The 23577-nt window shown below is 63.0% G+C and carries 24 protein-coding genes and 1 tRNA gene; 13 read left to right on the forward strand and 12 right to left on the reverse strand.

From position 1 onward, the window contains the following. Positions 1-35 precede the first annotated feature (35 nt). A complete protein-coding gene (locus tag PZ897_RS04300; protein ID WP_275750248.1) occupies positions 36-926 on the reverse strand; it encodes a TIM barrel protein in 891 nt (296 codons plus the stop codon). Next, complete coding sequence (locus PZ897_RS04305; RefSeq protein WP_275750249.1) at positions 923-2050, reverse strand: Gfo/Idh/MocA family oxidoreductase; 1128 nt, start codon at positions 2048-2050, stop codon at positions 923-925. Before PZ897_RS04305 ends, PZ897_RS04300 begins: the two co-directional genes overlap by 4 nt. Positions 2051-2185: 135 nt before the next feature. Here PZ897_RS04305 and iolD point away from each other — a divergent pair, with 135 nt between their 5' ends. The 6 genes from iolD to iolG are packed head-to-tail and all read left to right on the forward strand — an operon-like array spanning position 2186 to position 8574. After that, a complete protein-coding gene (gene iolD, locus PZ897_RS04310; protein WP_275750251.1) occupies positions 2186-4051 on the forward strand; it encodes a 3D-(3,5/4)-trihydroxycyclohexane-1,2-dione acylhydrolase (decyclizing) in 1866 nt (621 codons plus the stop codon). Between the two features lies 1 nt (position 4052). Beyond that, positions 4053-4892, forward strand: a complete 840-nt coding sequence (locus PZ897_RS04315) for a phytanoyl-CoA dioxygenase family protein (RefSeq protein ID WP_275750253.1) — start codon at positions 4053-4055, stop codon at positions 4890-4892. Continuing rightward, positions 4889-5869, forward strand: a complete 981-nt coding sequence (gene iolC / locus PZ897_RS04320) for a 5-dehydro-2-deoxygluconokinase (protein WP_275750255.1) — start codon at positions 4889-4891, stop codon at positions 5867-5869. Before PZ897_RS04315 ends, iolC begins: the two co-directional genes overlap by 4 nt. Positions 5870-5898: 29 nt before the next feature. Continuing rightward, positions 5899-6741 (forward strand): 5-deoxy-glucuronate isomerase, encoded by an 843-nt coding sequence (locus PZ897_RS04325; protein WP_275750256.1) that lies wholly within the window; start codon positions 5899-5901, stop codon positions 6739-6741. Next, positions 6738-7580 (forward strand): class II fructose-bisphosphate aldolase, encoded by an 843-nt coding sequence (locus tag PZ897_RS04330; RefSeq protein WP_275750257.1) that lies wholly within the window; start codon positions 6738-6740, stop codon positions 7578-7580. Before PZ897_RS04325 ends, PZ897_RS04330 begins: the two co-directional genes overlap by 4 nt. A gap of 4 nt (positions 7581-7584) precedes the next feature. Further along, on the forward strand, positions 7585-8574 hold the full coding sequence (iolG, locus tag PZ897_RS04335) for an inositol 2-dehydrogenase (RefSeq protein WP_275750259.1): 990 nt from the start codon (positions 7585-7587) through the stop codon (positions 8572-8574). Positions 8575-8673: 99 nt separating this feature from the next. On the opposite strand, the gene PZ897_RS04340 is transcribed toward iolG, so the two are convergent. From PZ897_RS04340 to PZ897_RS04375, 8 genes are all read right to left on the reverse strand, one after another. Beyond that, positions 8674-9228 (reverse strand): hypothetical protein, encoded by a 555-nt coding sequence (locus PZ897_RS04340; protein WP_275750261.1) that lies wholly within the window; start codon positions 9226-9228, stop codon positions 8674-8676. Positions 9229-9569: 341 nt separating this feature from the next. Continuing rightward, positions 9570-9785, reverse strand: coding sequence for a hypothetical protein (locus tag PZ897_RS04345; protein WP_275750263.1), 216 nt, complete (start codon positions 9783-9785; stop codon positions 9570-9572). 11 nt (positions 9786-9796) lie between these two features. Continuing rightward, positions 9797-10459 carry an acyl-homoserine-lactone synthase gene (locus PZ897_RS04350; RefSeq protein ID WP_275750264.1) on the reverse strand — a complete coding sequence of 221 codons (663 nt, stop codon included), beginning with the start codon at positions 10457-10459 and terminating at the stop codon, positions 9797-9799. 43 nt (positions 10460-10502) lie between these two features. Continuing rightward, positions 10503-11258, reverse strand: coding sequence for an autoinducer binding domain-containing protein (locus PZ897_RS04355; RefSeq protein WP_275750265.1), 756 nt, complete (start codon positions 11256-11258; stop codon positions 10503-10505). Positions 11259-11595: 337 nt separating this feature from the next. Further along, positions 11596-11934 carry a hypothetical protein gene (locus PZ897_RS04360; protein ID WP_275750266.1) on the reverse strand — a complete coding sequence of 113 codons (339 nt, stop codon included), beginning with the start codon at positions 11932-11934 and terminating at the stop codon, positions 11596-11598. Next, positions 11934-12881, reverse strand: a complete 948-nt coding sequence (locus PZ897_RS04365) for a DnaJ C-terminal domain-containing protein (RefSeq protein ID WP_275750267.1) — start codon at positions 12879-12881, stop codon at positions 11934-11936. Before PZ897_RS04365 ends, PZ897_RS04360 begins: the two co-directional genes overlap by 1 nt. 245 nt (positions 12882-13126) lie before the next feature. Beyond that, positions 13127-13201: transfer RNA gene (locus PZ897_RS04370), tRNA-Val, on the reverse strand. Positions 13202-13333: 132 nt separating this feature from the next. Next, positions 13334-14023: an HAD family hydrolase gene (locus tag PZ897_RS04375; protein ID WP_275750269.1), complete on the reverse strand. Its 690-nt coding sequence runs from the start codon at positions 14021-14023 to the stop codon at positions 13334-13336. Positions 14024-14258: 235 nt separating this feature from the next. Here PZ897_RS04375 and rpiA point away from each other — a divergent pair, with 235 nt between their 5' ends. The 4 genes from rpiA (at position 14259) to PZ897_RS04395 (ending at position 17927) form a co-directional block, all read left to right on the forward strand. Further along, positions 14259-14957: a ribose-5-phosphate isomerase RpiA gene (gene rpiA / locus PZ897_RS04380; RefSeq protein WP_275750271.1), complete on the forward strand. Its 699-nt coding sequence runs from the start codon at positions 14259-14261 to the stop codon at positions 14955-14957. Positions 14958-14975: 18 nt separating this feature from the next. Next, a complete protein-coding gene (locus PZ897_RS04385) occupies positions 14976-15515 on the forward strand; it encodes a DUF2059 domain-containing protein (RefSeq protein ID WP_275750273.1) in 540 nt (179 codons plus the stop codon). Between the two features lie 241 nt (positions 15516-15756). Further along, positions 15757-17145, forward strand: a complete 1389-nt coding sequence (gene gor / locus PZ897_RS04390) for a glutathione-disulfide reductase (protein WP_275750274.1) — start codon at positions 15757-15759, stop codon at positions 17143-17145. Positions 17146-17165: 20 nt separating this feature from the next. After that, a complete protein-coding gene (locus tag PZ897_RS04395) occupies positions 17166-17927 on the forward strand; it encodes a hypothetical protein (protein ID WP_275750276.1) in 762 nt (253 codons plus the stop codon). A gap of 113 nt (positions 17928-18040) precedes the next feature. Here the strand turns inward: PZ897_RS04395 and trxC are convergent, their stop codons facing one another. Beyond that, positions 18041-18481, reverse strand: a complete 441-nt coding sequence (gene trxC, locus PZ897_RS04400; protein WP_275750278.1) for a thioredoxin TrxC — start codon at positions 18479-18481, stop codon at positions 18041-18043. 103 nt (positions 18482-18584) lie between these two features. Further along, the gene (locus PZ897_RS04405; RefSeq protein WP_275750279.1) at positions 18585-19955 is read right to left on the reverse strand and encodes an aldehyde dehydrogenase family protein; all 1371 of its coding nucleotides are present in this window, start codon (positions 19953-19955) and stop codon (positions 18585-18587) included. Between the two features lie 233 nt (positions 19956-20188). Here PZ897_RS04405 and PZ897_RS04410 point away from each other — a divergent pair, with 233 nt between their 5' ends. From PZ897_RS04410 to PZ897_RS04420, 3 genes are all read left to right on the forward strand, one after another. Then, entirely contained in the window at positions 20189-20899 is a 711-nt protein-coding gene (locus tag PZ897_RS04410) for a gamma-glutamylcyclotransferase (protein WP_275750280.1), read from the forward strand. A 137-nt stretch (positions 20900-21036) separates the two neighbouring features. Further along, the gene (locus tag PZ897_RS04415; RefSeq protein ID WP_275750281.1) at positions 21037-22410 is read left to right on the forward strand and encodes a 3-deoxy-7-phosphoheptulonate synthase class II; all 1374 of its coding nucleotides are present in this window, start codon (positions 21037-21039) and stop codon (positions 22408-22410) included. A 409-nt stretch (positions 22411-22819) separates the two neighbouring features. Beyond that, complete coding sequence (locus PZ897_RS04420; protein WP_275750283.1) at positions 22820-23242, forward strand: GFA family protein; 423 nt, start codon at positions 22820-22822, stop codon at positions 23240-23242. Positions 23243-23577 lie beyond the last annotated feature (335 nt).

The following is a 23577-nucleotide window of genomic DNA, read 5'->3' on the forward strand; positions in this document are numbered from 1 at the left end:
TCCGGCATGACGGCCTCTGGTGACTGACCCTCCGCTCAGAATCCGATGGATTGGAGATAGGCGCGGTTGGCTCTGGCGTCGCCCACCGGATCGGGGTCGAGCAGCGGATCGCAATCCTGTTCGACCGTGCACCAGCCCTCGAACCCGGCCTCGAGCAGGATCTGCCGCACGGCCGGGAAATCGACGTCGCCGTCGCCGAGATTGCAGAAAATGCCCTGGCCGCAGGCATCGTAGAAACCGGTGCGGCTGGCGATTGCAGCCGCTTTCACATCCGGGTTGATGTCCTTGAAATGCATGTAGGAAATGCGGTCGATGTGACGTCTCATGAAAGCCACCGGGTCAAAACCGGCATAGGAGTGATGGCCGGTGTCGAAGCAGATCTTGAGAATTTTCTCATCCACCTCGTCGAGCAGCCGCTCCAGTTCGGGCTCGAAATCGATGAAACCTGCGGCATGGGCGTGAATGCCGACCGTGAGGCCGTAATCTTCCGCGCCCATTTTCGCCACCGTGGCGATGCGGTCGCGGAAGGCGCTCCATTCAGCCTTGTCCATCTGCTCGGCCTCATCGGCGCGGCCGGCGGTGGGCGCGCGGCGCGGCGAGATCGAATCGATCAGCACCAGATGCTGTGCCCCATGGGCTGTGAGCGCCTTGCAGGTTCTGACGGCGCCGTCCATCACGTCGTTCCACTGACTGGCGTCGTGAAAGGCGCGGAACACCACGCCGCCGATCAGTTCCAGACCGTTGTCGCTCAGCGCCGCGCCGAGGACCGCCGGGTCTTCCGGCATGAAGCCGACCGGCCCGAGTTCAATGCCGGTGTAACCGGCCGCGGCGCATTGTGTCAGCACCGTCTGCCAGGCCGGATTGCGCGGATCGTGTGGAAATTCGACACCCCACGAGCAGGGGGCGTTGCCGATCTGGATGGTCATGGGTGTTTCCCCTCTGCTGACCCGGTCCCGCCGGGTGTCTGCCATGATTTGGTTTGCGACGAGGCCTGCGCCGCCGCCACGATTTCATTGACCGCCAAGCCGTCGCGGAATGTCGGCCACACCGGCTTGCCGGTTTCGATGGCGCGGAGGAAATCCCGCGCCTCGATTGTGATCTGGTCCTGATAGCCGGTGCCGTGGCCGGGGCCCTGACAGAACGGCAGATAGTCGGGATGGGCCGGGCCGGTGAGGATCTTGGTAAAGCCACGCGTGGCTTCCGGCTCGTCCATCCGGTAGAGCCACAGCGCGTTCTGATCTTCCTGGTCAAAGCGGATCGCGCCCCTGGTGCCGGTGATCTCGTAGGCGTAGCCCATCTTGCGGCCGGTGGCGATGCGGCTGAAATGCATCTGCCCCATGGCGCCATTTTCGAACCGGCACATCATCTGGGCCTGATCGTCATTGCTGACTGCGCCGCCGGGGCGGGTGGCATGAACGGTCTCGACCTCGGCAATCAGCGACCGGATCGGGCCGACCAGCGCCAGCGCCGCATTGATCATGTGCGGGGCCAGATCGCCCATGGTGCCGTTGGCCTCGCCCGATGTGCGCCAGTTGGCAGGCGTTTGCGGGTCGGCGAGAAAATCCTCCGTGTGCTCGCCGCGAAACCAGGTGATCTCGCCGATCGCGCCCTCGGCAATCAGTTTTCTCGCGAACTGGCTGGCAGGCGTGCGGATGTAGTTGAAGCCGACCATGTTGGCCACCCCGCTTGTCTCGGCTGCGGCGACCATGGCGCGGCTGTCGTCGAGCGATGCGCCCATCGGCTTTTCGCACAGCACCGGCTTGCCCAGTGCAAAGGCGGCCTCGGCAATGGCGCGGTGGGTGGATTGCGGCGAGGCGATGATGATGGCCTCGACCTTCGGGTCGGCCACCAGCTGCTGCCAGTCCGTTGCGGCGCGCAAGAACCCGTAGGCGGCGCGGTAGCGTTCGGCGGAGTCAGCCGATCCGGCCGAGACCATTTCCAGCCGCGGCCTCAACGCGGTGTCGAAGACGGCGCCGACGCTGGCCATCGCCACCGCATGGGCCTTGCCCATATAGCCGCCACCCACAATGCCAACACCTATTTCGGTCATAATCGGATCCATTTTGAAATTCAGTTTGCAACCGGTTGCAAATTTTGTATCTTCGGAATTGAAGTTTCGCAAGCGGCATTTTCCGCGCCGGTCAAAACCGGGCGCTGATGCCGGCAAAGAGGGAGGTCTGGGCGCATGACTGAGGACACGATCCGTCTGACGACGGCGCAAGCCATTATCCGCTATCTCGCCAACCAGTTCATCGAGATCGATGGCAAGGAGATGCGGCTGTGCGGCGGCGGCTTCGGCATATTCGGCCACGGCAATGTCACCTGTCTGGGTGAGGCGCTGTATGATGCGCGGGCCGAACTGCCGCTCTACCGTGGCCAGAACGAGCAAAGCATGGGCTTTGCCGCGGCTGCCTACGCCAAGCAATGGCTCCGGCAGCGGTTCATGTTCTGCACCGCATCGGCCGGGCCGGGGACCGCCAATCTGCTGACCTCGGCAGCTCTTGCCCACGCCAACCGGTTGCCGATGCTGATGCTGTGCGGTGACATCTTCATCACCCGTCTGCCTGATCCGGTGCTGCAGCAGCTTGAGCATTACGGCGATCCGACGCTCGGTGTGAACGACGCCTTCAAACCGGTGAGCCGGTTCTGGGACCGGATCACCCATCCGGCGCAGATCATCCAGTCGTTGCCGGCAGCCCTCGCCACCCTGTTCGATCCGGCCGATTGCGGCCCGGCGTTTCTGGGCCTGCCGCAGGATGTGCAGGGCTGGGCCTATGACTACCCGGAGGCGCTGTTTGCCAGAAAGGTGCACCGGATTCGCCGTCAGACGCCGGACAGGGCCGAAATCGCCGATGCGGCGGCCCTTCTCAGGGACGCGAGGCGGCCGGTGATCATTGCCGGCGGCGGCGTGCAGTATTCGCGCGCCACGACGGAGCTTGCGGCCTTTGCCGAGGCGCATCAGATCCCGGTGATCGAAACCATTGCCGGGCGGGCCAATCTGCTCAACGATCATCCGCTCAATATCGGCCCGGTCGGCGTTACCGGCTCGGACAGCGCCAATGCGATTGCCGAAAAGGCCGACGTGATCCTGGCGGTCGGAACCCGGATGCAGGATTTCACCACCGGGTCGTGGACCGCGTTCGACAAATCCGCCCGCATCGTCGCGCTCAATGCTGCCCGCCATGATGCCGCCAAGCATCTGTCGATGCCGATTGTCGGTGACGCCAAGCTCGGGCTTGAGGCGCTGGGTGCAGCGCTTGACGGCTACTCCGCCCCGGCCGAGTGGACCACGTTCGCGCAAGTCCAGCGCAAGATCTGGGACGCCTATGTTGCGGGCAACGTCGCCCATGGCAATCGCCCCAATTCCTATGCCCAGGCCATCGGCGTGGTCAACGCGCTGTGCGACAGCCGCGACCGGGTGGTCACCGCCGCCGGTGGATTGCCGGCGGAAGTCACCGCCAACTGGCGTACCCTGTCGCTCGGCACGGTCGATGTCGAGTTCGGATTCTCCTGCATGGGCTACGAGATCGCCGGCGGCTGGGGCGCGCGCATCGCCCAATCCGAGCGCGAGCCGGACAAGGATACCATCGTCTTTGTCGGCGACGGCGCCTATCTGCTGATGAATTCCGACATCTATTCCTCGGTTCTGAGCAACAAGAAGCTGATCATCCTTGTGCTCGACAATGGTGGCTTTGCCGTCATCAACAAGCTGCAGACCAACACCGGCAATGAAAGTTTCAACAATCTGCTGGCCGATTGCCCGACGATTGACGAGCCCTTCGCCGTGGATTTCGAAGCCCATGCCGCCTCGATGGGGGCGATTTCTGAGACCGTTTCCAATCCGGCAGAACTGGGCGAAGCCTTCAAGCGCGCCAAGGCGGGAACAAAGACCCACGTGATCGTGATGAAGGTCGACGCCTATGAGGGCTGGACCACACAAGGGCACACCTGGTGGGAGGTCGGCACGCCGCATGTCACCGACAACCCCAAGGTCAGGGCTGCGCACGCGGACCAGGAAGCCACACGCGTCAAGCAGCGCAAGGGGGTTTGAGATGAAGCGGTTTACAGCTCAAACAGCCGATCCGGACACGATCATCGAAGAACTGCTGCATGGTGGTGGCGCGGTGACGATCTCGGGGCTGTTTTCGCCCGGCGACATTGCCGAGGCCCGCGCCATCGTCATGGCGCATTCGGAAAACGAGAGTGAGAAGGTCACGCATTTTCAGGGGGCAGCGGCGGAAGCGGGCAAGATCAACCTGCAGCGCCGGGTCTGGAACCTGCTGGCCAAGGGCGACGTGTTCTCACGCATGGCAGCGCACCCGGTGCTGATGGATGTCTTGCGCAGGTTTCTGGGAACCGAATTCATCATGGGCTCGATTGCCGCCAACCGGATCCTGCCGGGCGGGCCGGGGCAGGAGCCGCATGTGGACTATCCCTATTGGGATTTCCACAAGCCCGAAACCCACCCGGCCGGCTTCAACGGCTCGTTTCCGATGAATGCCCAGGTTTCGGTGATTCTCGACCCGTTCACCGCCGAGAGCGGCGCCACCGCCTATGTGCCGGGCAGCCAGAAACAGCTGCGCTATCCGACCGCTGACGACAGGTTCTACGAGCGCTGCGAGCGCATGACCGGCGAGCCTGGCGATGTGGCGCTGTTTTACGGGGTGACCTGGCACTGCGCCATGCCGAACAGGGCTGATCACGACCGCAGCGCCATCCTGATCCAGTATCTGCCGAAATGGGTCAAGCCGATGGAAGACATGCCGGCCGCCTTGCCGCAAGCCTTCATCGATGCCGCAAGCCCCGACATGCGGCAGTTGCTGGGACTGAATTATCCCTATCCCGAAGTGCTGGATGCGGCGCGTGCCGGAAATGCCGAGGGCAGGGCATGAGCCTGCTCGACGGCATCAGGGCGCGCAATTTTCTCGTCATCGGACGTGTCGGCATGGACCTGTCGCCCGATCCCGCCGGCACCCGGACCCGTGACGCCACCTCGATGATGGTGGCGATGGGTGGCTCGAGCGCCAATATCGCCGCCGGTCTGGTCAAATTCGGCTGCAAGGCGGCGCTGCTGACCAAGGTGTCCGATGATGCGGTCGGCTGGTACTGTCTCAATCAGCTCGACCATTACGGCGTCGACCGGACCCATGTCGGGCTGATCACCGGCGAATGCCGCACCTCGCTTGCGGTCTACGAGACCCGGATTGAAGAGCATCAGAGCGTCATCTACCGCAACAATGCCGCCGATTTCCAGATGGACATCGCCGATGTCGAGGCGGTCGATTACACGGCTTACGGCGCGCTGATCACCGCAGGCACGGTGTTTGCCGCCGAACCCTCGCGCTCGGCCACATTCCGGGCGTTTGATCTTGCCCGTGCTGCCGGCATCCCGATCATCTTCGATGTCGATTACCGGCCCTATTCCTGGCCCTCGGCCGAGGTTGCCGCCGATGTGCTGTCACGCGCCGGCGCCATGGCCGATGTTATCGTCGGCAATGACGAGGAATTCGGCTTCATGGCCGGCGGTGTCGACAAGGGTCTCGACAAGGCACGGGACCTGGCAGCCACCAGCGCTTCGATCGTGGTCTACAAACTGGGGCCCCAGGGTGCTGTCACATTCACCGAGGGCGCGGAGTTGCGCACCGGCATCTATCCGGTCGAGGCGGTCAAACCGACCGGGGCGGGCGACAGTTTCATGGCCGGCCTGCTGGCAGCCTTGTCCGAAGGCAAGGACATGCGCGAGGCGGTGCTGCGCGGCTCGGCCTGCGCTGCAATCGTCGTGTCGCGGCCCGGTTGCGCCCCGGCGATGCCCGGCCGCGCGGAACTTGATGCCTTCCTCACATCCCACCCGGGTCCGTCTCAGGTCTGAGGCACCGGTATCCTGAAAGGATCACACCCATGCATATCGCGCCCTACAACAACCAGAACAAGCCGATTGTCGATGTCGACGATTCCTGCGTGCCGCTGAATTACTTCAACATCGTCAAACTGAAGAAGGGCGAGGCCTTCGCCTACCAGGTGCCGGGCTATGAGACCTGCATCGTGCCCGCCACCGGCACCGTTGATGTCGATGTCGAGGGCGTAGCCTACGCCAGGCTCGGCAATCGCGGCATCGATGTCTGGGACGGCGAACCCGAAGGCGTCTATGTGCCGGTCGGCGCCAAGGTGACGATGGTCTGCGTATCGGACGAAACCGAGGTTTTCGTTGCCGGCGCCAAGTACGACACGGTGCTGGAGCCGTTCGATGTCCGGGCCGACGGGCTCGATCTGGTGCAATACGGGTCCGACGACACCAAGACCCACCGCAAGATCAAACATATTCTGGGCCAGAAACATCACGGCAAGGTGGGCCGGCTGCTGGTCAGCGAGCTGTTCACGGTCGGGCAGGGCGGCTGGTCCGGCTTTCCCAGCCACAAGCACGACACCGACCGGCTGCCGGACGAGACCCGTCACGACGAGACCTACAATTTCCGCTTCCGGCCCAATTACGGCTCCGGCGTGCAGATGCTGCAGCGCGAGGACAACAAGCCCGGGGACGCCTATCACATCGTCGACGGTTCGACGATCTGCCTCGACAAGGGCTATCACCCCTGCTGCGTGCTGCCGGGCTACGAGATGTATTATTTCACCATTCTGGGCGGGCTGAGCCAGCGCTCGCTGGTGCAGTATTTTCAGCCCACCCATGCCTCCCAGATCGAGACCATTCCGGGCATCAAGGACATGGTGGCGAAGTTCAAATGAGTGTCGCAACCCTTGCCGAGGTCCTGCAGCCGGCGCTCAGGCATGGCTATGCGGTGGCAGGTCTGGTGACACTGGGCTGGGAGGACATGCGCGCCTATGTGGCGGCTGCGGAGGCCGAAGGCGCGCCGGTGATCCTGCAGGCGGGGCCCTCCTGCCGGGCGCACACGCCGTTGCCGGTGCTGGGCCAGATGTTTCGCTATCTGGCCGAGACGGCCAGCGTGCCCGTCGTTGCCCATCTCGATCACGGCTATACGTTTGAGGAGTGCAAGCAGGCACTCGACAGCGGCTTCACCTCGCTGATGTTTGACGGCTCGCGCAAGGAACTCTCCCAAAACATCGACGAGACCGCTGCGATTGCCGAGATGGCGCACGCAGCCGGTATTTCCTGCGAGGGCGAGATCGGCTTTGTCGGCTATTCCGGCGGCGAGAATTCGGCCGGAACCGATCCCGACGAAGCCGCACGGTTTGCCCGCGAGACCGGTGTCGACGCCATGGCGATCTCGGTGGGCAATGTGCATCTGCAACAGGACAAGCAGGGCGGCCTCGACGAGCCGCGGATTCGCGCCATTGAGGCGCTGACAAGCGTGCCGCTGGTCATCCATGGCGGCTCCGGCGTTCCGGTGGCGCAGCGCACGGCCCTTGCCGCCGGTTCCAGCATCTGCAAATTCAACATCGGCACCGAACTGAGGATGGCCTTCGGCGCGGCATTGCGCGCGGCGGTCGATCGCGATCCGGAGCGGTTTGACCGGGTAACCATCCTCAGGGAAACCCACGATCCGGTGATGGCCGCCGCACGCACCGTCATTCGCGCCCTTGGCGCTTCGCACAGGAAAGACTGAAGCCATGGTCAATATTGGAATTCTCGGCTGCGGCCGCATCGGCCAGGTTCATGCCCGCAGCGTGGCGCTTGTCGAGGGCGCCCGGGTGGCGGCGGTGGCCGATGCCTTTGCCGACGCCGCAAATGCCCTGGCGGTCAAAACCGGCGCCAAGGTGATGACAGCCGAGCAGATGATTGCCAGCCCTGATATCGATGCGGTGATCATCGGCACGCCCACGGACACGCATTTCGATCTGATCCAGGCCAGTGCGAAAGCCGGCAAGGCGATTTTCTGCGAAAAGCCGGTTGACATGTCGGCTGCGCGGATCCGCGACTGCATCACGACCGTGGACACGGCCGGGGTGCCGTTCCTCACCGGCTTCAACCGGCGCTTCGATGCCGGCTTTGCCGCCATTCGCGCCCGCATCTGTGACGGCGAGATTGGTGATGTCGAACTGGTCACAATCCTGTCGCGCGATCCGTCGCCACCGCCGGTCTCCTACATCCAGAGTTCAGGCGGTCTGTTCCGCGACATGATGATTCATGATTTTGACATGGCGCGATTCCTGCTCGGCGAAGACATTGTCCGTGTCTATGCCACCGGTTCGGCGCTGGTCGATCCGGCGATCGGCGAGGCCGGCGATGTCGACACCGCTGTCGCCGTGCTGACCACCGCGTCGGGCAAGATCTGCCAGATCTCGAATTCGCGCCGGGCCAGTTATGGCTATGACCAGCGGGTCGAGGTGCATGGCGCGCGCGGGCTGCTCAGGGCTGACAATATGCGCAAGGACAATGTCGAATTTGCCGGGGAAACCGGCTTTCGCACGGCGCCGGCACAGCACTTCTTCCTCGAGCGCTATGCCGGCGCCTATCTGGCCGAGATGGCGCATTTCGTCGCCTGCCTGCAATCGGGCCAGGCCCCGTCACCCGGCATCCGCGACGGGCTGGCCGCGCAACTGATCGCCGACGCGGCGGCGCAGTCGCTGGCAACAGGTGCTGCGGTGGATCTGCTTTAGCTGCTTTGACAATAAAACGCCCCCGGCACCGTCTGGCGGGCCGGAGGCGTAAGGCGCTGAAAACACCTTGGATTTCATGGTTCCAGGCCGGGGGCCGGGTCAGGCTGCCTTCATCGGCTGCACCGGCTGGCCGGCGACATTCTTGCCAACAGCCTCAAACGCCCATTTCTTGATCTGCTCCTCGAGTTCCTCGTTGCGCTTGCGCAGCGCTTCGATCTCGCCGTCAACCTTGTCGCGCTCGAGCTGATGAATGGCGTCAAGCTCGGCCTGCAGCTCGGCATTGCGGGCCTTGAGCGCCTTGATGTCCTGGCCGCTGAGCGCGTCGAGCTGATTTTGCAGCGCCAGGATCTGCGAGGCGACCTTGGACTGAAATTCGCTGAGTGCGGTGATTTTCGCGGTGTGCGCTTCTGCCTGGGCGCCGGCCTTCGGCGCGAGGAAGATCGCGGCCAGGGCACACAGCGCCAGCATCGGCACCAGCACAATAGCGAGCCCCTTCAGCGTCTGCATCAGGCCGATGGGACCGACACCGAAGCTTGCCGCAAAAAACAATGTTGTGAGGATGACGGTGATGGCGGCAAGCATCTTCGACACCAGACCCATCATGGCGTCTGTGCTGCTTTCAGGCTTACCCGTGTCTGATTTCTGGCTTGCCACAATGAACTCCTTACGCGATTTAACAATTGAATTTGATGCTGTCGGCGCCAATTTGGCGACCCCCAGAATAGGCGGCTGCCGCAATTGCGCTGGTGGGTCCGGTTTTTCGAACATGCCCGGATCGAGTGGGATCAACAGGCGGGCGAGCGCGCATCATGCTTTCCCGAAAGGGAACCTCGTGCGCGGATCTTAAGCAGCACGGTTTAAGGAATGGTGAAAACGGGGGCGGTCGTGCGCTGGCGGATGTTTTTATGCTTGTCCGCTGCGGCGCTGGCACCGGATCGCGCGAACACCGGCGAGCGGCGCCGCACGCGCCGGTGGGGCGCAAGGGCAGGGGGCTGTCAGCGGTCGAAATTGTCACCCTTGCCGGAGGCATTGGCAGGCTTGCCGGTGTTTTCGAAACTGGAGCGAACCTCCATGCGCGCCATTCTGATCAGATAGGACATGAATCTGGTGTCTGCGCGCTGGGACATCCCATCCAGGCTCTGTGACAGCTCATAAGCACCCGCCAGAAGCGCCTGAATCTTCAGCAGTGTCACGGTCTGATCGGTGTTCAATCGCCTTCCTGTCATGAGACAGCCTCCGCAACCGGACGCTTGGCTGGGGTGATGAAGGGCAATTGGGCACCCTGGCGTACCAGCAACGGCCGACTGACCGAGGCGTGAAGACGGCCCGACTGCAGGGCCTTTTCGGTGACTTCGACATAGGCCACCAGGCACCAGTCGCCCGACAGGACGCGCGGCAATCCTGCCGGGATCACCTTCCAGCCCAGATCCAGCCAGCGTTTGAGCAGGAATTGCTGCAGCACTCCGCCGGTGTGGCTAATGCCCTCGTCAAGACAGTATTCCATCACCGCGCAGAACATCTGGCCGAGAATTCCGGTGGCGCCGACGCCGCGGTATTCGGGCAGAACGTAGGTTCGGGTCCAGTCGGCCCAATCCTGGCTGCAGGGCAGTCCGATATTCTCGCACATATGTGGGAATTCTTCGGAAACCAGGTTCGGTACGGTCGTGGGCATCAGCCGGGCGGAGGTGACAACCCGGTCCCCGAGCATGCCCAGAATATAGGTGGCCTGCGGCGTGTCGAACGGATCGAGCTCCAGCCCGTCGTCGCTGATCGGCACCCAGCGGTTGGCCACGGCGTAATATTCATGGCGGCGGCGCAGAAACTCTTCGAATTCCCGGTGATAAAGATGTTTGTTCCGGGCGTTGACAATGTGCGCTTCGATCATCTCATTTCCCCTTGAAACAAAGGGGAAATGATAAGCAGGCGGGCTAGGTCATGTCGCCTAGCGATTCCGCCAGTTGACCGAGGTTGATTTCGCCCCGCTGGAGAGCCCGGGCGACCGCGTGGACGGTGTTGCTGGCATTGAGCTTATGGCGGATGCTGGCGGTATGATAGCGGATCGTCTGTTCGCTTACGCCCAGGATTACCGACACTTCCCAGCAGGATTTTCCCGCCGATGTCCACAACAGCACTTCGCGCTCGCGATCGCTCAGCGTGGCGCGGACGGGTTGCCTTTGCTGGCGGCGTTCGATGGCCGAGGATGTGTAGATGGCCAACAGGTTGAGCGCGCCGCGATCCCTCGGGCTCAGATCGAGTTTTTCCGGGCCGCCAAAGGAGATGGCCGACAGCCACTCATCGCGTGAGAACACCGGCACCACATAACCATCCACCAGGCCATGTTCGGCAGCCTTGCCGGCAATGGCGACTGCACCGTCGCGTGCGGTGAACTGCGGCTGGGCTTCCGACCAGACAAACGGCGCGACAGTCGAATAGACCTGCTGGCAGACCGCATCGTTCCTGGCGTAATCCTGTTCCACATACAGATCCCACCATTCCTGCGGGAAACGGTTGGATTTGACCAGTGGATCAATCGGATTGTTGCCGACCGGCAGACCGGTATAGATCATGTGGTGAAAGCCGAAATCCCCGACCACGCGCAACAAATCATCAAGCAGGTCGTCTATGCTGCCGTGGCTTTCGACCCGCTCAATGTATTCGAAAACCGAAATGTCCTGCGCACTCATTGGGTAACCTGAAATTATTTCGCTCTAAAATGCCCGACTCCGGCCATGGCAGGCGGACGATACCCCTTAAAAAAGTATGGCGCAATTCTCAATGTTGGTTGTGCATGGAAGGCTGCAAGTGTCAGAAGCAAAGGCGCAAGATTGACTTTCGATAGCCTTGCCTCATGCATGCTGCGTCACGTGTGTTTATTAGCGTTGCTTAAAGTCTTCGCAGTCAATGTTTTAAGCCAGTACCAGTGCCGCCATGCGCGTGCGCCGCAGTCTTCGCCCGAGCCCGCCCGGCCGGCGGAACAGATGGGCAGGCCACGCCCGGGCAGGCGGTATAAGCTGGCCGGACTCAGCCGCCGTCCGACGGTTTGGTCTGCGACAGTGCCTCAAGAACAGCGGCCTTGACCTCCTCGTCCTGCGCCAGCACCGCCTGGCTCAGCGTGTGCAGCCGCTGGCGGGTTTCGTGCAACTGGTCGAGCAGCCCCAGAACCACTGGAAGGGTTTCCTCCTCGACATCCATATCAAAGCGCAGGGTGCAGATCAGCCGCACGCGGGCATACTGGATTTCGGTGAACATCGGCTCCACCGGATCGGGCTCGGCCTCAATCAACGCGTCGCGGATCCATCGGTCCAGATCGTCCCGCGTCAGTTCCGGCGCCAGCAGGATGACCTCTTCAAGTTTTCTCATCACAGAATCTCCTTGCGCGGGGTTTGCCTATGGCGCGGTGTCCATGAGTCGAGGAATTCCGCCAGCTCCGGCTCTTCCTGGACCGGCAGCACCACTTTCAGCGTGACATATTGATGGCCTTTCTGACCGGTTTTGGCGTTGCGGATGCCACGATCCTTCAGCCGCAGCCGGGCGCCGGTGTTGGAGCCTTTCGGGACCGTCAGGCTGACCGGGCCGGAAAGTGTCGGCACCTCGATCCGGGCGCCGAGCACCGCTTCCTTGAGCGACACCGGAACTTCGAGATGGACGTCATCGGCCTTGCGGACGAAATGCGCGTCGGGCTGGATATGCAGTTCGATATAGGCATCGCCGGCCGGACCGCCGCCAAATCCGGGCATGCCCTGACCCTTCAGCCGCAGGGTCTGGCGATCCTCGGCGCCTTCGGGAATGGTGACCTTGAGGGTCTTGCCGTCCGGCAATTGCAGGGTCTGCACCCCACCCTTGGCGGCTGTCCTGAAGGGCACCCGCAGCGTGTAGCTGACATCCTGGCCCCGGGCCTTCATCCCCGCTTGCCTGCCGCCGCCCATGCCTCCACCCATGCCTCCACCCATGCCGCCGGCCCTGCCGCCAAAGGCGCGGGCGAGGAAGTCCTCGAGATCTTCATTGCTGGCAAACCCGTCCTGTGCGGCGTGGGCCCCCGAACCGGCCTGGCCTGCGTAGTCGCGATAAAAGTGCTGCTGGGTTTCGGCTCCCGACGCATCGATCTCGCCGGCGTCGAAGCGGCGGCGCCTGTCCTTGTCCTTGAGGAACTCGTAAGCGCCCGAGATAGTCTTGAAACGGGCCTCGGCCTGCTTGTCGTCGGGATGCAGGTCCGGATGATGTTTCTTGGCCAGCCGCTTGAAGGCCTGCTTGATCTCTGCATCCGTGGCCTGTTTGCTCACGCCGAGGCTATCATAAGGATTTTTCATTCGGTTCGCTCCAGCCTTTGTCGCCAATCCGTTGGTTGCGCCACGGACATTGTTCCACTGACAGGTAAGGCATTTCCGCCGCTGTGCAACCGCTTGGCGTGCCCGCTGGCGCGCCTTTCGGGGTGAGTATGGCACTGGTTGCGGCGCGCCTGCGCTGCGCCAGATCAAACCGCGCGGTTTTGCCGGCAGGTGAGGCCGGCTGGACGGCAGGCGTCTGGAAACCGGATCGTGAACTTTTGGACAAATGGTGGGCGCGACAGGGATTGAACCTGTGACCCCTGCCGTGTGAAGGCAGTGCTCTCCCGCTGAGCTACGCGCCCGTCGCTGGTCCGCCTCAGGCGGTGCGAAGGATTTAGCGGCGGTATAGGCGGAGCGCCGGGCTCGCGTCAAGCGCCAGTTCGGCGGAGGCTGCGGTTTTTCAAGGCCTGGCCCGGTTCACAGCGCCCGCGGGTTCAGCCCGCAGTCTGGCGCTGCCCCGTCAGCCGGCCTATCAGATCCGCCGTGAGTTCATCGAAATGCTCGATGATGATGTCCGGGTTGAAGCTCGCCACCGGCTTGTCGGAATAGCCGAAGGGCACGGCAATGGCCGGGACGTTGGCGTTTTGCGCCGCCAGGATGTCGTTGACGCTGTCTCCGACCATGACGGCGTTGTCCGGGCTGCCGCCGGCTTTGGCGATGGTGCCGAGGATATGGTCGCCATGCGGCTTCCTGACCTTGAAGGTGTCGCCGCCGGTGATTGCCGCAAAGCGCCGGGTCAGGCCCAGGCAGTCAAGCAGGCTCAGCGCCAGTTGCTCGGACTTGTTGGTGCAGACAGCCAATGTCATGCCGGCGGCTTCGAGCCGGTCGAGCGCTGCGATCAATCCGGGGTAGGGCGCAGATTTGCCTGGCATTTCGGCGGCATAATGAACCAGGAAAGCCTCAAAGGCGGCTTCGAGCTGTTCGGGCGAGGAGGGGTGGTTGTGCAGCGACCAGGCCCGTTCAATCATCACCTTGGCGCCCTGGCCAACCAGCCAGGTCATGTCCCCGAAGCTGACAGGGGCGAGAGAATTCAGAGCCAGCACATGGTTGAGGCTGGACATGAGGTCTGGCGCGGTATCGATCAATGTGCCGTCGAGATCAAAAACAATCAGGGTGGGTGTCATGCGGGCTCCGGATGAGAAATGTCTGCCGGCGGGTGCCAGCCGGGCGGCGCTGATGTAACAGGGAAGCGGGGTTCGGGCAATTGCGCCGGGCTGTTTGTGCGGTCTTGCTGCGATGGAACAGGCTTTGCACGTAGGCGGAGCGGAATCACCGGGCCCGAGATGTCATCTCGGGCTTTGCCTCGCCTGGCTTCCATGCTAACAGGCTCGCCAGTATCAACAACAATGGCAGGCTGGCATGGATGCCCGGCAACTCAAGATCGCCGCAGCGCAGGCGGCTCTCGCACATGTCGAGGACGGCATGCGGCTGGGGATCGGCACCGGTTCCACCGCGGATGAATTCGTCCGGCTCCTGGCGGAAAAGGTTGCAGGCGGCTTCAATGTTCAGGGTGTGCCGACGTCCGAGCGCACAGCAAGGCTGTGCGTCGAACTTGGCGTGCCGCTGTTTTCGCTCGATGACCTGCCGGAACTGGATTTGACCATTGACGGCGCCGACGAGGTCGACGGCGCTTTGGGATTGATCAAGGGCGGCGGCGGCGCGCTGCTGCGCGAAAAGATCGTTGCGTCGGCCTCGGCGCGGATGATTGTCATCGCCGATGAATCCAAGCTGGTCGACACGCTCGGGCGGTTTCCCTTGCCGATCGAGGTGGCCCCCTTCGGCCTGACTGCGACACGGCTTGCAGTCGAGCGGCTGGCCGCCGGGCTGGGGCTGAGCGGCGAGATCGTACAGCGGCCGGACAAGGACGGCCCCTATCTCACCGATGGCGGACATTTTATCCTTGATGCATCTTTTGGCCGCATTCCCGATGCAGAAGCGCTCGCAAACGGGCTTGTCGCCATCCCCGGCGTGGTCGAACACGGATTGTTTCTCAATATGGCAAATGCCGTGATCATCGCTTCGCAAAGCGGCGCGCGGACCTTGCTCGCGAAGGATTAAACAGGAGTGAAACCGAACATGACTATCCTCACCGGTCTCAAGCGTTTCGGCGCCGGCGTGATCGTGGCCTCGAGCATCGCAGTTGCAGGCCAGCCGGCTGTTGCACAGGAGCTGAGCGCCGATCACCTCACCGCAGCCCGCGCAGCCATCACCGCGCTTAAATCCACCGATCAGTTTGACGGCATCATCCCCGCGTCTGCCGAGCAGTTGAAAACCAACCTGATTCGGGCCAATGCCGACCTTCAGGAAGTCATCAGCGCCACCATCGACGAGGAAGCGCTGAAGATCGTGCCGCGCCGGGGCGACCTGGAACGGGAAGCCGCGCAGATCTACGCCAAGGCCTTCAGCAAGGAAGAACTGATCGCGATTGCGGATTTCTACAACTCCGGTCCGGGCAAGAAGCTGATCGACAACGGTCCTCTGGTCACCCGTGAGTTGATCAAATCCGCCGAAATCTGGTCGGCAGGGGTTAGCCGCGATCTGGCCCAGAACGTCAACAAGGCACTGCAGGAAAAAATCGGAGCCCGCCCGAAGGTGGAAGACGACAAGCAGCCTTAACCGGCTCTGAGCCCGGACAGCAGGGTGCCAATCGGCGTCACATTGCCGTGATTGGACGGAGGATTGGAAGCCCGGGAGCCGTCTCGGGCTTTTATTTTGACCTCATGTGGTTACATAGGTCGGCGATATGCCGTGTTTCAACGGGAGACAGCGCTGCGCCTCCTGTCGGGTGCCCAAAGGACCCAGAGGGCGGTGGTGCCCGGACTAGCTCAAGTTCAATTGCTCAATAGGATATCTTGCCATGACCGAATTCGATTACGACCTGTTTGTCATTGGCGGCGGGTCTGGTGGTGTGCGGACTGCGCGATTGGCGGCGGGACTCGGCAAGAAGGTCGCGATTGCAGAGGAATACCGGTTTGGCGGCACCTGCGTTATCCGCGGGTGTGTGCCCAAGAAACTCTTCGTCTATGCGTCGCAGTTCTCCGAGCATTTCGAAGATGCGCGCGGGTTTGGCTGGAATGTCGGCCAGAGCACGTTCGACTGGCCGACGCTGATCGCCAACAAGGATCGCGAGATCGCACGGCTGGAGGGGCTTTACCAGCGCGGGCTGGAAAATGCCGGAGCCGAGATCATTGCCTCGCGCGCCGAACTCACCGGCCCCAACTCGATCCGGATCATGGCGACCGGGCAGGAGGTCACCGCCCGGCACATCCTGATCGCGGTTGGCGGGCGCCCCAATCCGCATGTGGCGCTGCCCGGGCATGAATTGTGCATCGATTCCAACCAGGCCTTTCATCTCGATGACTTGCCCAAGGCCATCGTGATTGCCGGCGGCGGCTACATCGCCGTCGAGTTTGCCAATATCTTCCACGGCATGGGCGTGGAGACCACGCTGATCTACCGCGGCCAGCTGATCCTCTCCCGGTTTGACCAGGACATGCGGCAAGGGCTGCAATCGGCGATGGAGGCGAAGGGCATTCGCATTCTTTGCCATGAAGTGTTCTCGAAGATCGAACGTGGCCCCGATGGCCGTCTGCTTGCCCACACATCCGGCGGCAAGGCGCTGGTTGCGGATCAGGTGATGCTGGCGCTGGGCCGCGACCCCTACACAGAAGGGCTCGGTCTGGAGGCGGCGGGTGTCGAAACCGGCTCCAGGGGCGAAATCCTTGTCGACGAATATTCGCGCAGCAATGTCGAGAGCATCTATGCGGTCGGTGATGTTACCAGCCGGGTCGAACTGACCCCGGTGGCCATTCACGAAGCCATGTGCCTGGTCGAGACGCTTTACCGCGACAACCCCAGCTCGCCCGACCACGACATGATCGCCACAGCCGTGTTCTCGCAACCCGAGATCGGCACGGTCGGCCTGTCGGAGGAGGCGGCGGCGAAAAAATATGATGAACTTGAGATCTACCGCGCCGAATTCCGTCCGATGAAGGCGACCTTGTCGGGCCGGGCCGAAAAGACCATCATGAAAATCATCGTCAATGCCGAGGACCGCAAGGTGGTTGGCGTTCATATCCTCGGTCACGAGGCCGGCGAGATGGCGCAGCTTCTCGGCATCGCGCTGAAAGCCGGCTGCAGCAAGGATGATTTCGACCGCACCATGGCCGTGCATCCGACCGCATCGGAAGAGCTGGTGACGATGTACACGCCCAGTTACCGGGTGAAGGCGGGCGAGCGGGTCTGATCTCCGCTGCCTGAGCGCCGATGGACCGCACAGCCTTCTTCGAGCATCTGACTGTCACCGATGCGCGGCTGTTTGCCGGTGGCATGACGGCGGCGCAGCGGGCCGGGCTGTCGCTCAAGCTCGATGTTTGGGCCCGGTGGTATGCCGCAGACTATCCGGTCACCTTTCTGGCCGCGGCACTCGGACAGATCTACCGCGAGACCGGCGGACGCATGGAGCCGGTGCTGGAGGCATTTGCGCCGGACCGGAAGACTTCGGCCGAACGGTTGCAGGCGGCCTATGATGCGGGACGGCTGAAATGGGTCAAGACACCCTATTGGCTGGCTGACGAGACCGGTCGGCATCCGGTCGGCGGCGGCGACATCCAGCTCACCCACCGGCGCAATTACCTGGCTGCCGCAGAAAAGCTCAAGGCGCGGTTTGGGGTCAGCATCGGCCTGGCCGAGAATTATGACCTGATCCTCGACCCGGTGATCTCAGCCCATGTGGCGTTTTCCGGCATGATCGAGGGCTGGTTCCGGCCCTGCAAACTGGAAGATTTCTGCCGACCTGACGGGCTCGATTACGCCGCCGCCCGCGACATCGTCAATGGCGATGCCGGGCTGGTCGGCGCCGAGATCGCCCGCAATTGCCAGATTTTCGAAGCCGCACTGATCGTGGCCGGCGCGGATCGTGATTTCGGCCCGCCGGAGGGCGATCCGGTGTGGCCGGAGACCAGGTCGGCCGTTTTGGGCGAGTGGATAATCGCGCGTTTTCAAGCTGTTGTCCGATTGTTCGGATAAATTGAGTCAGCGTGTTGAGAGGGTGAGTCAGGCGGTGCAGGCTGCCGAATTTGAAGCGAGATCTTGCCCCGCACCCGCGCTTGTCGGGTTCACCCAGCTGCCTTGGTGCCGCCTCAGCTCTTCACATGCTGGCTGACCCAATTGACAATCTGACCCGCATCCATGGCACCGGCCTGGCGGGCCACCTCGCGGCCCTTGTCGAACAGGATGATCAGCGGGATGCCGCGGATCTGGAACCTTGCGCCGACGTTTTGGTGTTGCTCGGTGTCGAGCTTGGCAAAGCGCACGTTTGGTGACATTTGCGCCGCCGCTTGGGCAAACATCGGCGCCATGCTCCTGCACGGCGCGCACCAGGGCGCCCAGAAATCCACCAGCAGCGGCACATCGTCACCCTCGAGATGTTTGGCGAGTTTCGCCTCATCAAGCTCGAACGGGACGCCCGGAAACAGCGCCGCCTTGCAGGCGCCGCAGGTGGGCCTGGCGTCAAGCCTGGTGGCCGGGACGCGGTTTTTGGCCTGGCAGGCGGGACAGACGATGTGGAGTGGATCAGTCATGGTTGGCTTTCGGGTCAGGCGTTAACGGGGACAAGCTGCCCGCCCGCGGCGGGACCGGCCTTGATGCGGATCAAGCGCATCGGGTGGCTTGCCGGGTTGGCGATCAGCTTACCAGCCTGATCAGCCGCGATTTCAACGCGGAAAACGGCGGATAACGCAACGGCACGTCAAACCGCTCGGATTTGGTCAGCACCGCCTTGGCGTGGCTGAATGTATCAAACGAGGCGCGGCCGTGGCAGGCGCCCATGCCGCTGGCGCCGACACCGCCAAATGGCAATCCGGGAACGGCAAGGTGGGTCACCACCTCGTTGATGCAGGCCCCGCCTGAACTGGTCTGGCCGAGCACCTGGTCGCGGATCTGTTGCGAATTGGAAAACAGATACAGCGCCAGTGGCTTGGGGCGGCGGTTGACGAAATCGATCGCCTCTTCGATGGCACCGTAGCTGATCACCGGCAGCACCGGCCCGAAGATCTCCTGGTTCATCACCGGCGCAGCCGGATCGACGCCGGTGAGCACGGTGGGGGCGATGTAGCGGGTTGAGGCATCGGTCTCGCCGCCGCATGCGATCTGGCCGTCACCGATTAGCTTGCTGACGCGGTCGAAATGCTTGTCATTGATGATGCGGGCGTAATCCGGGCTGGCTTGCGGATCATCTCCGAAAAACCGCGTCACCGTGGCCTTCAGACCTTCGACGAAGCGCGCCGCGGCTTTCTCCTGCACCAGCACGTAATCGGGGGCGACGCAGGTCTGGCCGGCGTTGAGGAACTTGCCCCAGGCCACTCGTCGGGCGGCGATCTCGAGATCGCAGTCATCATGGACAATGCAGGGGCTCTTGCCGCCCAGTTCCAGCGTCACCGGGGTCAGGTGGCTGGCGGCGGCGGTCATGACGACCTTGCCGACATTGGCGCTGCCGGTGAAAAAGATATGATCAAAATGCTGCGCAAGCAGCTCGGTCGATGTCTCGACACCGCCTTCGACAACCCGGATCGCGTCGGGGTCGAGATAGGCCGGAATCAGCCGGGCCAGCAGCTTCGAGGTGTGGGCGGATATCTCGGAGGGTTTGAGGACAGCGCAATTGCCGGCGGATATCGCACCGATCAGCGGCATGCCGATCAGATAGAACGGATAGTTCCACGGCGCCAGGATCAGCACCACGCCAAGCGGTTCGGGCATGACCGCGCTGCGGCCGGGCTGGTTGGTCAGCGGTGTCGCCACCCGCTGCGGCCGCATCCAGCTCTTCAGATGCGCCAGCACATGGCGGATCTCGCTCAGCACCGTGCCGGTCTCGACAAGCTGGGTCTCGAAACCCGACCTGCCTAGATCGGCGTGAAGCGCCTCCAGGATATCGGTCTCGTTTTCCGTGATCATGGCCCGCAGGCGCAGCAATTGCCCGCGCCGCCAGGCGAGCGGGCGGGTCCTGCGTGCATCATGGGTGACGCGGAGCTTGGCGATGATGTCGGGGATCTGGGTCATGTGCAACTGCCTGTACTTCGGGGAACCCCCCGTTCGACCTTCTGGCCTGTAGCGAAGCCGGGGCCTCGTGCACAAGCCGTTCATCACACCAAGATGCCGCACCTGCAGCGATTGTCCATCCCGATCTGCAAATTGCGCGCCGGCCAGCGCCGCTTTGACTTAGGCTGACGAACCGCCCATTCTGGTTTCCGGGGGCTGTTGCAGCCCCGTTGGCTTTCAGCCGGGACCCATCGATGCAGCAAGTGCCTTCCATCGCCGAAATCGCGCTTCTGGCCCGGTCGAATGATCTTGTCGGCTATTTCGGCTATGGCTCGCTGGTCAACCGCGCCACGCTGCGGACCGGTATCGTTGCCGCCTGGCCAGCGCGGCTCGGCGGCTGGCGGCGGACATGGCGCCCCCGACCGGAGATGGAGCGGGAGAGCGGATCGGACACCGGGCAGGGCACCGGCGTTGGGTTCGCAGGTGGGCTGAGGCCGTCGCTGCTGAGCGCGCACCCGGTGGTCGAACCGCCGTCCGGTTTGGCCCCGAAAGCGGGCATTGACGGGCTGCTGGTGATTGATTTTGCCGAAAATCTCGCCGCCGTCGACGCCCGCGAGTTCCGCTATCACCGCCGCGACATCAGCCTTGCCGATCTCACATTTGCCTCCGGCGTGCCGGCGCCCGCCGCCGGGGTGGCGGCCCAGATCAGGCTGCATGTCTACGAAGCGCGGCACGAGCCGCCGCCTGTCAATGGTCCTTCGCCGATCCTGCGGTCCTATCTCGATGCGGTGATGCAGGGGTTTTACCGCGAATTCGGGCCAGAGGGCGTGCACCGTTTCGTGACCGAGACCCATGCCTTCGACACGCCGATCCACGAGGACCGGCATGCGCCGCTGTATCCGCGTGCGGTCAAACTGTCGCCGCGGGAAATTGGGGTGTTTGAGGCCGCCCTGGGCCGGCGGTAAAGCCTGTGGTCGACTGATTCACATTGCCCGGGTTTGCACGCGCCTCATCTATCGCTATAAGCCCGGTGAATTTAACGATCCGCGGGCAAGTGGCCCGCAAACCAGCCGGGTCAGCCCCGGCCAACATGGTGAACGACATGGCACAGAACTGGACCCCATCGAGCTGGCGCGACAAACCGATCCAGCAGGTCCCGGAATATCCGGATGCAGAGGCGCTGAAAGTGACTGAAGCGCGGCTGGCCAAGTTTCCGCCGCTGGTGTTTGCGGGTGAGGCCCGCCGGTTGACCGCGGCGCTTGCCGACGTTGCCGATGGCAGGGGCTTTCTGCTTCAGGGGGGCGACTGCGCCGAAAGCTTCGCCGAGCACGAAGCCGACAATATCCGCGACTTCTTCCGTGTCTTCCTGCAGATGGCCGTGGTTCTGACCTTTGGCGCCCAGCAGCCGGTGGTCAAGGTCGGCCGTATTGCCGGTCAGTTCGCCAAGCCGCGTTCGGGTCCGATGGAAACCCGGGGCGATTCGACGCTGCCGAGCTACCGTGGCGACATCATCAATGGCATCGACTTCAATGAAGCCGACCGCATTCCCAATCCGGAACGTCAGATCATGGCCTACCGGCAGTCGGCGGCGACGCTCAACCTGTTGCGCGCCTTTGCCCAGGGCGGCTACGCCAATCTCGACAATGTGCACCAGTGGATGCTCGGCTTCGTCAAGGACAGCCCCCAGGCCGAGCGCTACCGGGCGCTGGCTGACCGGATTTCCGAGACCATGGATTTCATGAAGGCGATCGGCATTACCGCCGACAACCATTCCAATCTGCGCGAGACCGATTTCTTCACCAGCCATGAAGCGCTGCTTCTGGGCTATGAGCAGGCGATGACCCGCACCGATTCGACCTCGGGCGATTTCTACGCCACCTCAGGTCACATGATCTGGATCGGCGACCGCACAAGGCAGGCCGACCACGCCCATGTCGAATTTGCCCGCGGCATCAAGAACCCGATCGGTCTCAAATGCGGCCCGTCGCTTGAGCCCGACGATCTGATGAACCTGCTCGACATCCTCAACCCGGCCAATGAAGCCGGCCGGATGACGCTGATCGCCCGCTTCGGTCACGACAAGGTGGCCGATCACCTGCCCAAGCTCATTCGCGCCGTCGAGCGCGAGGGCCGCAAGGTGGTGTGGTCGTGCGATCCGATGCATGGCAACACCATCACCATGAACAACTACAAGACCCGGCCGTTCGAGCGGATCCTGTCGGAGGTGGATTCGTTCTTCCAGATCCACCGCGCCGAGGGCACCCATCCCGGCGGCATCCATATCGAGATGACCGGCAAGAACGTCACCGAATGCACCGGCGGCGCCCGGGCGCTTACCGGCGAAGACCTGCAGGACCGCTACCACACCCATTGCGACCCGCGTCTTAATGCCGACCAGGCCCTCGAACTCGCCTTCCTCGTCGCCGAACGCATGAAGGGCGGACGGGATGAACAGAAGGCGGTCGTGAACGGGTAAGGGGCCGGTCGCACCTGTCTGACACGATTACAAAAACGCCGGGGGAGACCCCGGCGTTTTGCGTTTTTGGGTGTGAGGTTTCTGGCCGCGATCTCTCCACCCGTCATCCCGGACTTGATCCGGGATCCAGCCACCGCGCGTCGGCGCGGTGTATGACTCTGTCACTTGCCTGGTAACCTGGTCTCCCGGCTCGCGGACGCTCGCCTGCTGGATGCCGGATCAAGTCCGGCATGACGGAGAGTGCAGACTCCATGATTTTCTTCGAAATACGCAGCGAACCTCCACCCGTCATCATCCTGGGTTGGGAGGCGGAGGATGATGACGGCGGGATGTCGCAAATGTCGGTAGCATGGCAGCGCCAGTCCGTGGTTTGATGGCGCAGCCTGATTCCCATCCTCTGGAGGCCCCCATGTCAGACGCTCAGATCCGCACCGGCAAATGCAACTGCGGCGCGGTGTCATTCCGCACCCGGGGGCCCTTGCGCGAAGTCGTCGCCTGCCATTGTTCGCAGTGCCGGCGGCAATCGGGGCTCTATTTCGCCGCCACCAATGTGGCTGACGAGCGGATCGAGATCGAAGGCGCGGCCAACATCACCTGGTACCAGGCCTCCGAATTTGCCAGACGCGGCTTCTGCGCCACCTGCGGCTCGGCGCTGTTCTGGAAGCATCAGGCGGACCCGCACATTTCGGTGCTGGCGGGCGCTTTCGACCAGCCAACCGGGCTCACGCTCACCAAGCACATCTTCTGCGCCGACAAGGGCGATTTCTACCAGATCGCCGACGGCTTGCCGCAATATGCCAAGGGCTCGGCGGGGTTGCGGGTGGCGGACTGAGGCCGCTCTCTACCTTTGTGGGTGAGGCATATTCGGAACCAGCCGCTTGCGCCAATCTCCCCCCTTGCGGGGGAGATGTCACGCAGTGACAGAGGGGGGCAGGCTTCGGCTTGATCCGTGGAATCGGTGTGCGTATGGACCCACACCCCCCTCTGTCGGTTTCACCGACATCTCCCCCGCAAGGGGGGAGATTGGACTCCGCGAAATGCGTCTTATTTACGTGGACGATTCCCCCCCCCGCGTCTCCAGCAATTCCAATCCCTTACCGCAATTCCGCGCCAATCTTTTCCCCACATCCCGAAGCCGTGCCAGACTCGGCGTGCTCCCGCTTCCGG

Source organism: Hoeflea sp. YIM 152468 (assembly GCF_029210485.1).
Classification (GTDB): domain Bacteria; phylum Pseudomonadota; class Alphaproteobacteria; order Rhizobiales; family Rhizobiaceae; genus Hoeflea.